Annotated in this window: 7 protein-coding genes and 1 tRNA gene; 5 read left to right on the top strand and 3 right to left on the bottom strand. The window is 64.6% G+C overall.

Features of this window, described 5'->3' with window-relative positions:
- Positions 1–136 precede the first annotated feature (136 nt).
- The 3 genes from VGU65_RS10325 to VGU65_RS10315 all read left to right on the top strand — a co-directional run bounded on the left by VGU65_RS10325 (position 137) and on the right by VGU65_RS10315 (position 4,428).
- Positions 137–2,041, top strand: a complete 1,905-nt coding sequence (locus VGU65_RS10325; protein WP_414655810.1) for a M61 family metallopeptidase — start codon at positions 137–139, stop codon at positions 2,039–2,041.
- Between the two features lie 120 nt (positions 2,042–2,161).
- Entirely contained in the window at positions 2,162–4,060 is a 1,899-nt protein-coding gene (locus tag VGU65_RS10320) for a M61 family metallopeptidase (protein ID WP_327475394.1), read from the top strand.
- A 291-nt stretch (positions 4,061–4,351) separates the two neighbouring features.
- Positions 4,352–4,428: transfer RNA gene (locus VGU65_RS10315), tRNA-Arg, on the top strand.
- Positions 4,429–5,038: 610 nt separating this feature from the next.
- Here the strand turns inward: VGU65_RS10315 and VGU65_RS10310 are convergent.
- Positions 5,039–7,216 carry a sensor domain-containing protein gene (locus tag VGU65_RS10310; protein ID WP_327475392.1) on the bottom strand — a complete coding sequence of 726 codons (2,178 nt, stop codon included), beginning with the start codon at positions 7,214–7,216 and terminating at the stop codon, positions 5,039–5,041.
- Between the two features lie 432 nt (positions 7,217–7,648).
- On the opposite strand from VGU65_RS10310, the gene VGU65_RS10305 reads away from it, so the two are divergent.
- Together VGU65_RS10305 and VGU65_RS10300 are read left to right on the top strand one after the other, a co-directional pair.
- The gene (locus VGU65_RS10305; protein WP_327475390.1) at positions 7,649–9,913 is read left to right on the top strand and encodes a sensor domain-containing diguanylate cyclase; all 2,265 of its coding nucleotides are present in this window, start codon (positions 7,649–7,651) and stop codon (positions 9,911–9,913) included.
- A gap of 361 nt (positions 9,914–10,274) precedes the next feature.
- Positions 10,275–10,745, top strand: a complete 471-nt coding sequence (locus VGU65_RS10300; protein ID WP_327475388.1) for an SRPBCC domain-containing protein — start codon at positions 10,275–10,277, stop codon at positions 10,743–10,745.
- A 256-nt stretch (positions 10,746–11,001) separates the two neighbouring features.
- Here the strand turns inward: VGU65_RS10300 and VGU65_RS10295 are convergent, their stop codons facing one another.
- Complete coding sequence (locus VGU65_RS10295) at positions 11,002–11,658, bottom strand: trimeric intracellular cation channel family protein (protein ID WP_414655812.1); 657 nt, start codon at positions 11,656–11,658, stop codon at positions 11,002–11,004.
- A 52-nt stretch (positions 11,659–11,710) separates the two neighbouring features.
- Positions 11,711–12,979 carry a M20 family metallopeptidase gene (locus VGU65_RS10290; protein ID WP_327475384.1) on the bottom strand — a complete coding sequence of 423 codons (1,269 nt, stop codon included), beginning with the start codon at positions 12,977–12,979 and terminating at the stop codon, positions 11,711–11,713.
- Positions 12,980–13,029 lie beyond the last annotated feature (50 nt).

The raw sequence follows: 13,029 nt of genomic DNA, 5'->3' as shown, positions 1-13,029 counted from the left end.
CGGCGTGACCTCTGGCAGGGGGAGGGGCGTGACCTTCGTCCTACCATCGGATGACTGTCATGTTGGTTATCGGGTCGCGGTCGTGGCCCCGGCGTGGCAGGTGAGGCGCGCAGGCGCCCTTCGTCCGTCAGGGGAAGTGCTCGTGAAGAATGTTCGTTCGAAGCTGCTCGTGGTCGCGCTGGGCGCGGCGTTGTCGTTCGGTGCGCTCGCGGAGAAGGCACCGCCGGTCGACCAGCCCTATCCGGGCATGCTGACGCTGAAGGTGGACCTCACCGATGCGCCGAGGAAGATCTTCCGCGTGCACGAGACCATCCCGGCCAAGCCCGGTGCGATGACCCTGTACTACCCGCAGTGGATCCCCGGCGAGCACGCACCCTCCGGCCCGATCGACAACCTGGCCGGCCTGATCATCACCGCCAACGGCAAGCGCGTGTCCTGGCGCCGCGACCTGCGCGACATGTTCACGCTTCACTTGACCGTGCCCGAGGGCGCCACCGCGCTGGAGCTCCAGTTCCAGTTCCTCTCGCCGGGCGAGGGCGGGCTGTTTGGCGCCAGCGCCTCGTCGACGCCGAACCTGGTGGACGTGGAATTCAACCAGGTGGCGTTCTACCCGGCCGGCTACTACACGCGGCAGATCCAGATCCAGCCGACCGTGACGCTGCCCAAGGGCTGGCAGTTCGGCACCGCGATGGAAGTGCAGTCGCGCGCTGGCGCCACCACCACCTTCAAGACGATCAGCTTCAACAACTTCGTCGACTCGCCGCTGATCGCCGGCGAGCACTTCAACCGCGTGGACCTCGCTCCCAAGGGCGACGTGCCGGTGCACCTCAACGTGGTGGCCGACGAGGCCGACCAGGTCAAGCTCACCGACAAGCAGCTCGAGCAGCACCGCCACCTCGTCGAGCAGGCCGACAGGCTCTTCGGCGCGCACCACTACGGGCACTACGACTTCCTGCTCACGCTGTCCGACCACACCGGCCATTTCGGCCTGGAGCATCACCAGTCCAGCGACGACCGCCTGCCGGCCGACATGCTGACGGACGACAAGTCCTACACGCTGATGGCCAGCCTGATGCCACACGAGTACGTGCACTCCTGGTGCGGCAAGTTCCGCCGCCCGGCCAAGCTGTGGGCGCCGGACTTCAACACGGTCGAAGAGGACGACCTTTTGTGGGTCTACGAGGGCCTGACCGACTACTGGTCCGGCGTGCTCACCGCTCGCTCGGGCATGTGGACGGCTGCGCAGTACCGCGATTCGATGGCCAACATCGCCGCGGCGATGTCCGCGCGCACCGGTCGCGACTGGCGTCCACTGCAGGACACCGCCGACGCCGCGCCGCTGACCTACTTCGGCGGCAACGGCTGGGGCAACTGGCGCCGCGGCACCGACTTCTATCCGGAGGGCCAGCTCCTGTGGCTGGATGTGGACACGCAGATCCGCGAGCTCTCGCACGGCAAGCACTCGCTGGATGATTTCGCCCACGCCTTCTTCGGCATGGACAATGGCAGCTACGTCACCAAGACCTACACCTTCGACGACGTGGTGAACACGCTCAACCAGGTGCAGCCCTACGACTGGAAGACCTTCCTGCGCACGCGGCTGGACTACGTGGGCGACCAGCTGCCCGAGCACGGCATCGAGCGCGGCGGCTGGAAGCTCGTCTATACCGACACGCCCAACGCCGAGGCCAAGGCCGCCGAGTCGCTGCGCCACAATGTCAACCTGGCCTATTCGCTGGGCCTGTCCGCCTCCAAGGGCGGCAACATCTACGACGTCCAGTGGAACGGACCCGCGTTCGACGCGGGGCTGGTGCCGGGCCTGACCATCGTCGCGGTCAACGGCAAGGACTTCTCGCCCGACGCGCTGAAGGATGCCGTCACCGCCGCCAAGACCGGCAAGGCGCCAATCGAGCTGCTGGTCAAGAACGTGGACGTCTACAGCACCGTCAAGGTCGACTACCACGGCGGGCTGAAGTATCCGCACCTGGTCCGCGCCGATGGCAAGGACCTGCTGACCGCGATCACCGCTCCACGCAAGTAACTTGCACAGCCGTTCACCCTGAGCGTAGCCAAGCGAAGTCGAAGGGCCGCCCTTCGGCTCCGCTACGGGCCCGCGCGCAGGTGAGCGGTACTTGAGGACCACCACCGGAGAGCCCCTTCCGTGAATACCAAACCCCTCGCATCCGCCCTGCTGGCCGCCGGCTTCGCGCTGGTCGCCGTGCCCGCCTTCGCCGACGTGCCGCCGCCGCAGGACGTGCCCTTCAATGGCACGGTCAAGATCTCGGTCGACGCCACCGACGTCGCGCACCGCGTGTTCCGCATCAACGAGACCATCCCGGCGCAACCCGGCCCGCTGACGCTGCTCTATCCGCAGTGGATCCCCGGCAACCACTCCCCGACCGGGCCGATCGACAAATTCGCGGGCCTGGTGGTCAAGGTCAACGGCAAGGTGCTGCCTTGGACGCGCGACCCGCTGAACGTCTACGCCTTCCACGTCGACGTGCCGCAGGGCGCCACTTCAGTGGAGGCCTACTTCGAATACCTCTCGCCGCAGGACACCAAGCAGGGCCGCGTGGTGATGACGCCGGAAATGCTCAACCTGCAGTGGAACACGGTCACGCTGTATCCGGCCGGCTACAACACCAACCGCATCATGACCGAAGCCAGCGTGACCTACCCGGCCGGCTGGCAGGCCGGCACCGCGCTGGAAGTGGCCTCCACCAGCGGCGCCACGGTCACCTACAAGCCGATCGACTACTGCGACCTGGTCGACTCGCCGATCTACGCGGGCAAGTACTTCAAGCGCGTGGACCTGGATCCGGGCGCCAAGGTGCCGGTGCACATGGACATCGTCGCGGACGATCCGAAGTACCTGGCGATCAAGCCCGAGCAGCTCAAGCCGCACCGCGAGCTGATCCAGCAGATGTACAAGCTCTACGGCGCACACCATTACAACCACTACGACTTCCTGGTCTCGCTCAGCGACAAGATGAGCGGCAACGGGCTGGAGCACCACCGCTCGAGCGAGGACGGCACCGGTGCCGACTACTTCACCGAGTGGGACAAGAACGTCTACGCGCGCGACCTGTTCTCGCACGAGTTCAACCACTCCTGGGACGGCAAGTACCGCCGCGGCGCCGACCTGACCACGCCCAACTTCAACGTGCCGATGAGCGACACCCTGCTGTGGGTGTACGAGGGCCAGACCCAGTTCTGGGGCCAGATCATGGCCGCACGCTCGGGTCTGTGGAACACCGAGCAGACGCTGGACATGCTGGCCTTCGTCGCCGCCACCTACGACAAGGGCCGCCCCGGCCTGGCCAGCTGGCGCAACGTGCAGGACACCACCAACGATCCGCCGATCGCCCAGCGCCGCCCGCTGCCGTACCGCAACTACCAGGCCAGCGAGGACTACTACTCGGCCGGCGAGATGATCTGGCTGGACGTCGACGGCAAGCTGCGCGAGCTCTCGCACAACAAGAAGACCATCGATGCCTTCGCCAAGGCGTTCTTTGGCATGAACAACGGCGACTGGAGCGTCAATACCTATACCTTCGAGGACGTGGTCAAGACGCTCAACGACATCCAGCCGTATGACTGGAAGAGCTACCTGCGCACGCGCCTGGACGGCCATGGCCCGCTGATCGGCGGCATCGCCTCGCACGGCTGGAAGCTGGTCTACACCGACAAGCCGTCCGCCGCGGTCAAGGCGTCCGAAAGCCGCCGCGGCTTCACCGACCTGACCTACTCGCTGGGCGTGGCGGTGGGCAAGGGCGGCGCCATCGCCGACGTGCTGTGGGATGGCCCCGCGTTCAAGGCCGGCCTGTCGCCGGGCATGAGCATCGTCGCGGTCAACGGCAAGGAGTACTCCGGCGACGCCATCAAGGACGCCATCACGGCGGCCGCGAAGGACAAGAGCCAGCCGGTCGAGTTGCTGGTGAAGAACTTCGACGAATACAAGACCCTGCGCGTGGACTACCACGATGGCCTCAAGTACCCGCACCTGGTCCGCGACACGAGCAAGCCCGACACGCTCGCCGAGCTGATCAAGCCGCTGTAAGCCGCTCTGCGTCCTCTCTCCTGTTCTCACCGAAGGACGGGAGAGAGGACGGCGCGAGGGGGTCAACGCCTGCCGAAGGCCCCCGCAAGCCAGAAGCCGATGCCCCTCTCCCTCGGGGAGAGGTTTCGGGACGGTGGGTCCAGCGCGTATATCACGGACCTCCCAAACCCTCACCGCACCTTGCGGCCGTGCTCTTCCGAGCGGGAGGGCACGCATGAACCGGCCACCCAACTCCGCTATACTGCCCGTCCGCCGTGGACCCACCGGTCCGTGCGCGGTCTCGCAGCACACGCGCCCGTAGCTCAGCCGGATAGAGTAGTGGCTTCCGAAGCCATTGGTCGGGGGTTCGAATCCCTCCGGGCGCGCCACATTCCATAGGTCACTGCCTTGTCCGCCGCTCCGGGTTGGTATGCGGTGATCCGAGAGCATCGAAGAGCCCCCAAGCAAGCCTCGCAGGCCGCGCCGAGATCCTCGGCGTGGCCATTTTGCTCTGGTAGCTTTCCGGAACTCAGAACGACCCATGGCGTGCGGGTCAAACGCGATCCCTGGAAATGGCCCGGGACAAAACCGGGACAAGTCCCGGGCGGGGTGTCGCGAGGTGAGCGTGCCTACTGCCCCATGGCACGCGGGACGAACATCGGATGCCATGCCGGCGAATTCCAGTGCAGCTGGCGTCAGATTGTTCTCATTCGCCGGGACGGTTCATCCGGGAGACTGGCGCCCCTCCACCATGAGTGGCGGGACCGCGAAACCGTGGCTAGCAGTCCGCTTGTCGGGGCAAACGACTTCGTCGGTAGGCAGTCAGTGCGGTGACACGGATGGCCAAGATCACTCGTTATCTCGGAGCGCCAGGCGGAGTGATGGGCCGGCAGCATATTCGGCGTCACCCTCGGTCTCACCGGGTGACTGGACTTCGCCATGAACGGATCTCGGTCTATGACGGGTCAGGCTCCTGCTCGCACCATGGGGCATGCCCCATCAGAGATCCTGCCACGGGATGGCATGCGACTCCATCACGACGTCGAACGGCTCGGGAATGTGCACGGAGAAGCCCTGCACGTAGTCTATGTTCAGGCTCTCCAGGAGTCGGCGCGTGGGTTCGCTGTCCACATATTCGGCGACGGTGCGGATGCCCATGACCGAGGCCACCTTCGCCATCGCCTCCACCATCGCTGCATCGGCTGCGTTGCTTGTGATCTGCCGAATGAATACGCCATCGATCTTGAGGTAGTCGACAGGCAACTGCTTCAGGTAACTCAGCGATGACATGCCGCTTCCGAAGTCATCCAATGCAAACCGGAAACCGAGTTCCTTCAACTCGAGCATCAAGACGATGGTCCGGGACAGGTGCTGCAGCGCCGATGTCTCCGTGACCTCAAAGCAGATATGGCTTGCCAGCGATGCGTCCACCTGCAGCCGGTCCTTCACATAGGGAAGGAGCCAATTGTCGCTGAGCGTGCTGCCGGAGAGATTGATCGATAGATCGATCCCCTCGCGTGCGCATGGAGGGAGCGCGGCAAGGCGATCGAATGCCTTCTTGATGACGAATCGGTCAAGCAGATGCATCAACCCAAAGCGCTCGGCCGCCGGAATGAACGCCATGGGAGGAACGATCGTCCCATCCTGGTCTTCCAGGCGAAGCAGCAGCTCCATGCGCAACGATGCTTTGCGCTGATCGGGCTTGGTGGGCAGGATGCGCTGCGCGAAAAGCATCAAACGCCCCTCCGTCAACGCGCTTCGAAGGCGGCTGACCCAATCCATCTCGCGTCGCCTCGCAATGAGGTCGCCGTCGTCCAGGCAATGGATCTGTACCCGGTTGCGCCCGCGCTCCTTAGCCATGAAGCAGGCCGAATCGGCGGCGCTCAGAGCATTGGCCGCATTGCCCATGGCCGTGTCCAACGCCACCACGCCAAGACTGGCGCTGCATCCGAAAACCTGCCTTTCCCAGGAAAACTCCATGCTATCGATGGCCTGGCGTAGACGCTCGGCGACAGCATGGGATTCGGGCGCGTGCATGCCCTCGAGGAGAATGCCAAATTCGTCGCCGCCTAACCTTGCCACGGTGCCCTGGGCATCCACCTTGGCCTTGAGACGTAGACTGACCTGACGGAGCAGCTCATCTCCCGCGGCGTGCCCGCAGGTGTCGTTCACGACCTTGAACTGGTCGAGATCGAGATAGATCAGCGAGTGAATTCCGGCGCCCTCGGCGCTGTCGGCCACCGCGCGGTTCAGGCGTGCCTCGAATTCGCGGCGGTTCAACAATCCCGTAAGGGGATCATGCGCTGCCTGGTACGCGACGCGCTGTGACAGTTGATGTGCTTCGGTCACGTCGTGCCCCTGGACGAAGATGCCGGAGACGACGCCCTCTTCATCGAGGATCGGCTGGTAGATGAAGTCGATATACCGTTCTTTCAGCGGAGCGTTCGGTTCCGGCTGGATAAAGATCGGCATGGCGCGCCCGATGAACGGCTTGCCGGACCCATAGACCTCATCCAGGAGTTCGTAGAAGCCCTGGCCGGCCAATTCCGGGAGTGCCTGTCTCACGGGCTTGCCCAGGATGTCCCGGTGTCCCACCAGCTGGTAGTAGGCATTGTTGGCCAGCTCGAAGACGTGATCGGACCCTTTACCTACAGCAACGAAGCCAGGGGCCTGCTGCATCAGCTGGCGAAACCTTCGCCGCTCTCCCTCCAGGTGGTGGTTGATCGCTCCGGCGACGATCTGCTGGTCGATGCCATAGCCCTCCGGCGGACCGACGTCCGTGCTGCCCGCGGACACAAGGGAGGTCACTTCGATAGGGCAATTGAGGATGCCTATCAAGGCCCCCGAATCGTCAAGCAACGGAGTGTTCGTGACCGTCCAGAACCGATCGCGCTGGTCGTCATCGGTGGCTACCGGATAACGCAGCAGGGGGATGGAATGTGGCCTGGTCTGCTCGATGACGTGAAGGAACGACGCCCGCAACTCCAGGCCCGCTTCCATTAGCCGGGAGGGGAGCACTTCCAGGAGTGCACGCCCTACTAACTGGTCCCGGCTCAGGTTGAACAGGCCTACGTAGGACGGATTGGCATCGATGACGACCAGGTCCCGGGATAGGACGGCACAAGGATTCGGCGATGAATCGAATACATGGCGATGATCAAGGTTGGCCGTGCTCATGGGGGCGTATCACTCGTAAGACGCTGACATGGCGAGCAACCGGCCTGGAATCTGAGCGTTCCGCCCGAGGAATGCCTGATGCACCGGACACCGGAGACGGCAATGATTCGTGACGCTCGAATCCTCGAAGCATGTCTCATACCCATGTATCGCATCCCCCGTTAGGTGCCCAATGTCCCGATAACCGCCATTCCGTCTTATTTGCGGCAGTCGGCCCCGAGCGACATCGTGTACCCGAGCCTCGCCCTTGCTCCCTGCATGGGCAGGAGTACCGGCTTGATCTGTGACCGGCATCACATCCGCATTCCAATTCGGTCGAACGAAGGCCTCATGCATCAACCCGGGCGCGAGTCTTGCTTGCCTGGCTTCCCGCAACATGTCCGCCTCGCGCGGGACGCGTGAATTCATTCTCCCGGGGCCCCGATAACAACAATGAAAAAAGAACTCGCCATCGCCATGGACGGGCCGCTCCAGAACCAACCTCATCGACTGGCGTCAGAGGAACTTGACCGGATTACGCGGACAGCCTCGCGGCTTTTTGACATGCCGATGGCGCTCGTCACGCTGCTGGACCAGGAGCGGCAATGGTTCCGTTCCCGTTGCGGGCTCGACCTGGAGGGAACTGCCCGGGACATCTCGTTCTGTGCCCACGCGATCGAACAGCAAGAACCGTTCGTGGTGTTGGACGCCTGCACAGACCCCCGATTCCGATCGAACCCCCTGGTGACGGGATATCCCCACATTCGCTTCTACGCCGGCCAAACCATTCGGTCCCGCTCGGGAGTGGCATTGGGAACGCTGTGCGTCCTTGATCATCGTTCGCGCACGTTCAGTCAGAAAGACGTGGCTGCGCTGGTCGATCTGGCCAAGTTGGCCGAGCACCAGCTCCACGCGGAAGAGGCACAGGCAGAAGCTGCTTCTGCCAAATCGACGCTCGATCGCCGGCAACGCCTGTTCACACACATCATCGATCAGGCCGAGGTAGGCATCGCCTTGCTGGACGAGCATGGCGTCCTTGTGCAGTGGAACCGCCGTTTCGGGACGACGGCGGGAAAGGATTCCGCGGAACTGGAAGGCACTCCGTTCGTCTCATTGCTCGATTCCCGCGATGTCGTGCTGGCCGAGCGATCGCTATCGATGGCGCGCTCGACTCCCGATGTGGCGTCGCACCTTGTCCTGAGGTTCCATCGCGACGACGGGGTCCCGTCGTGGAGCCAATTGGGGCTGTCCGGCCTCCCTTCCGAGGCGGGCATGCCAGGTGCGGTCGTCGCTGTGGCAACCGATATCAGCGATCTGCACCAAACCAAGGAGCATTTGCTCGCCCTCAGGGACGATCTTGAAAGTCGCATTCAGATCCGATCCCACGAGCTGGACGCGACCGTGGCCGAGTTGCGACACGAGATCCTGCGCAGGGAAGAGGCACAAGCCAGGCTCGCACTGGAACAGGCTCAACTCCAGCGGGTTTTGCAGGACACTTCCGATGCATTCATCGAGATCGATGGCTCGGACCGCATCGTGACCTGGAACAGCTCCGCCGAGCGGATCTTCGGCTGGAGCGCGGCTGAGGTCATCGGCCGGACATTCAGTTCATTGGTGCTGCCAGGCGATACCCATGCCCGACATGTCCGTTGGCTTCGCCGACTGCATATGACCGGCATCAGCACGCGAATGAAACAACGGATCGAGATCACGTGCGTACGGCGCGACGGTGGCGCCTTCCCGGTCGATCTCACCTTCAGTACGAGCTTCGATGGCGGAAGCTTTCTCGTGCATGGCTTCATGCAGGACATTACCCAGCGCAAAGCCGATGAAGCGGCCATCCTGGAGACGACACGCCGTCTGAAAACCATCACGGACAACGTGCCGGCCATGATTGCCCACGTCGGGGCGGATTACCGCTACCGCTTCCACAACCATGCGTATACCACCTGGTTCGGCGTCGAGCCGGAAGGGTTGGTGGGGACCCATCTCCGGGCATTCTGGGGCGACGAGCTCTTCGACCGCTTCCATGCCGTCCTCGAGCGCGTGATGGCAGGAGAGAAGGCGGAGATCGAGTACGCGCTGGAGACTAGGACGGGAGCCATGTGGTTTCACGCCAACCTTGTTCCACACGTTGGGCAGGGTGACAGCCAGGATGGGTTCTATTTGCTTTCGCAGGACATCACCGAGCGGAAGCGACTCTTTGCCCGTGTCGAGCACGAAGCCCTGCATGACCATCTCACCGGACTTCCCAATCGGCGCGCTCTCATGAATCGGCTCGAGGACGCCATGGCCAGGGCGAATCGCACCGGTCGAGGCCTGGCTTTGATGTTTCTCGACCTCGATGGCTTCAAGCAGATCAACGACACGCTGGGCCATGCAATGGGTGATGCCGTCCTCCAGCGGTTCGCCGAGGGCCTGCGCACGGCAGTCCGCAAGACCGATTTCGTGGCAAGACTCGCCGGGGACGAGTTTGTCGTCGTCCTGGAAGACGTGGCCAACCTCGAGGGCCATGTGGCCGAACTATCTGAGGTCATCTCGCATCGCATAGCCGTCGATGAGGTGATGCAGGCTACGTCAATCCTGCTATCCAGCAGCATCGGCATTGTGGCCTATGACGCCGATCTCGATCATTCACCCCAGCAACTACTCACCCGCGCGGATCACGCCATGTATGTAGCCAAGGCACAGGGAAAAAGTCGAGCCGTGGTGCAGTAAGGCCAGCACCTGCCCGTCTTGGCCCTCCGCTAGGGCAGTACCGCGCAGTTGACCCATGGCTACGGGTTGTTCGCCACGGGTCCGAAAACGCCTGGGACAGTAGTGGGAAATTCCAGGGACACCATTGGGATTGCTCCTAACGGCTTGGTGGACTTGCGGAGTAATGTCCATTGGGAAGAGGGCAAGCGAGAGCAGTTGACGCGAGTCAGCACTTCGCGATTCTCGCCCGGATCAGGCGAACTATCGTCGAGGAGCTCCGCAAGCCCTGAAGGGATGCCGCATCTCCGAAGCGCATGAGGGAGCGGAATGCCGGCCCGCAAAGACTCGCTACGACACCACGATGACACGAGGCGCTTAACGAATGGCCCCGAGGATCGACTCAGCGTCACGGCTCATCTCCGCGTCACCTCGAACCGTCTATCGCGCTTTCGCCGAGCCGGGCGCGATGGAGCGCTGGCTGCCCCCGGATGACATGACCGGCAAGATGCTGCATTTCGATTTTCGCGAAGGCGGCTCGTACCGCATGCAGCTGACCTACGCGGCGCCACGGCAGGGACGGGGCAAGACCTCCAGCGATTCCGACGAAGTGGAAGTGCGCCTGACGAGGATCGAGGTCGAACGACGAATCGAGCAACAGGTTTCGTTTGAGAGTGAAGATCCATCGTTCTGCGGCGTCATGCGCATGACCTGGACGTTCGTTCCCCGGGACGAGGGCACGCTGGTGACGATCCAGGCCGAGAACGTACCGGAAGGGATCCGGCCAGAGGACCACGATGCCGGCTTGAACTCGTCCCTGGAAAAGCTAGCCAAGCTGGTGGAAGAGAAACGATAGGCGATGGCGTTATCGAGAGCCGCGCAGCAGATTGCCTTCTTTCCCGTGAGTCGCAGGAACGCGTAAACCGAAAGCGTCCGAACACCTCGTCGCGGCGGCTGTCGCCGGCCCATCGGTCGCTCCGCACACGCCGGCGAAAGCGTGCGCATCTGCCGCGCAATCTGTGCCCATGCCGAAGCACTTTCCTGCTGCCCCTGTACGTGCTGGATATCGATGCCGGAAGTGCAGATCGGCGGACGCTGGCCCGAAGCGCCGCTCAGTGGCCGCGCTTGTCCTGCCCGTCCGCGGTCCCGTCCTGGCGGGTGTTCGGGTGCGCCGAAGGAAGACGCCAGCCGCGGCGTATCGCCATGTAGCGCAGTGCGAAACACAGCAGGCCGCCGGCGACCGTGGTCGCCACCGGCTGGATGTGCAGCTGGTGGCCCGCAACCACCACGGCGGCGCCAGCCAGCGCCGCCAGGGCATACAGGTCTGCGCGCAGCACGGTCGGAATCTGCCGGATCAGCACATCGCGCAGCATGCCGCCGCCCACGCCGGTCAGCATGCCGAGCAGGGCGGCCATCACCGGGTCCATCCCGTGCACCAGCGCCTTCTCGGCGCCGGCCACGGCGAAGAACGCCAGGCCCACCGCATCGAACCACAGCACCGCGTCGCTCAGGTCCTCGATGACGCGGAACCAGAACCAGGTGACCAGGCCGGCCAGGATGGAGACGCCGAGGTAGGTCCAGTTGGCGAGGGCGGCGGGCGGCACCGCGCCGATCAGCAGGTCGCGCGTGATGCCGCCGGCGTTGCCTGCGGCGAAGGCCAGCACCAGCACGCCGAAGATGTCCAGGCGGTGCTTGACGGCCGCCAGCGCGCCGCTGATGGCGAACACGAACGTGCCGCCCAGATCCAGTACCAGCGTCAGGATGTGCACCATGCGGACCCTGCGGCGATCGATCGGCGGGCGAGGCCCGGTGCCGCCGATGCTACACGGCAAGCCACGCGCAGGCGGCGACGACCATCGCCTCGACGCCCGCCTCCAGGGTCGGGTGCAGCACGGGCAGGAAGCGCGGGTTGTGGTTGGTGGGGATATCGTTGAGCCGGTTGGTCGCCTTGGCCTGCGCGTAGATGTCCGGGTCGGTGCCGCCGACGAACCAGAACACCGCAGGCGCGTGCCACTGCGCGCCGAAGGAGCCGAAATCCTCGCTCGCCGGCGCCGGTCCCGTTTCGCGCACGCGACCGGGCGGGAAGTGGCGCCGGAAGGCCTCGACCACGCGCCGCGTGGCGCCCGGTTCGTTGGTCACCAGCGGGTAGCGGTCCAGCAGCGTGATCTCCGGCGGCCGGGTTGCGCCCGATGCGGCCGCCTCGGCGTTGACGATGCGCTCGATCGCGGCCAGCACGCGTTTGCGCACGCCCTCGTCGAAGGTACGCACGTTGAGTTTGATGATCGCCTCGTCGGGAATCACGTTCTCCTTGGTGCCGGCCTGCAGCGCACCGACCGTGACCACCGCGGCCTCGGCGGCGGCGATCTCGCGCGAGACGACGGTCTGCAGCCTCATCACCGTGGCCGCCGCCATCACTACCGGATCGATGCTGGCTTGCGGCATCGATCCGTGTGCGCCGCGACCGAACAGCCGGATCTGCAGGCTGTCGGCTGCCGAGGTGATGGTGCCGGTACGTCCGCCGACCGTGCCGGCAGGCCCGACCATGACGTGCTGGCCCAGCACCACGTCCGGCTTGGGAAAGCGTTCGAACAGCCCGTCGTCGATCATCGCCTGGGCGCCCGCCGCGGTTTCCTCCGCCGGCTGGAATATCGCCAGTACCGTGCCGTGCCAGGCCTGGCGGTGGCGCGCCAGCAGCGCGGTGGCGCCGGCCAGCCAGGCGACGTGCATGTCGTGCCCGCAGGCGTGCATGACCGGCACCGTCCGCCCTTCGCCGTCGGTCGCCGTGACCGTGCTGGCATAGGGCGCGCCGGTGGCCTCCTTCACCGGCAGCGCGTCCATGTCGGCACGGAGCATCACGGTGGGACCTTCACCGTTGCGCAGCAGTCCGACCACGCCGGTTCTACCGATGCCGGTGCTCACCTCGTAGCCTTCGGCGCGCAGGTGCGCCGCCGCCAGGCCGGCGGTGCGCACCTCCTGCATGGACAGCTCCGGATGCGAGTGCACGTCGGTGTACAGTGCTTCCAGGTCGGGCAACAGCTCGCCGAGCGAAGCCAGAAACCGGTCCGCAGCGTGGGATGAGGCGGTAGCCATGGCGCTGTCCTCCGACGTTCGTCGCCTGCGCCTTGTCCCTGCCGCCTGTC

Source organism: Frateuria sp., from assembly GCF_035943815.1.
GTDB lineage: Bacteria > Pseudomonadota > Gammaproteobacteria > Xanthomonadales > Rhodanobacteraceae > Frateuria_A.
The sequence above is the reverse complement of the archived record's forward strand: the minus strand, read 5'-3'. Positions and strand labels throughout refer to the sequence as shown.

Excerpts from the sequence above, each read along its gene's own strand:
- VGU65_RS10310 (WP_327475392.1), bottom strand. The coding sequence starts at position 7,216 with ATGAGCACGGCCAACCTTGATCATCGCCATGTATTCGATTCATCGCCG.
- VGU65_RS10305 (WP_327475390.1), top strand. The coding sequence starts at position 7,649 with ATGAAAAAAGAACTCGCCATCGCCATGGACGGGCCGCTCCAGAACCAA.
- VGU65_RS10300 (WP_327475388.1), top strand. The coding sequence starts at position 10,275 with ATGGCCCCGAGGATCGACTCAGCGTCACGGCTCATCTCCGCGTCACCT.
- VGU65_RS10290 (WP_327475384.1), bottom strand. The coding sequence starts at position 12,979 with ATGGCTACCGCCTCATCCCACGCTGCGGACCGGTTTCTGGCTTCGCTC.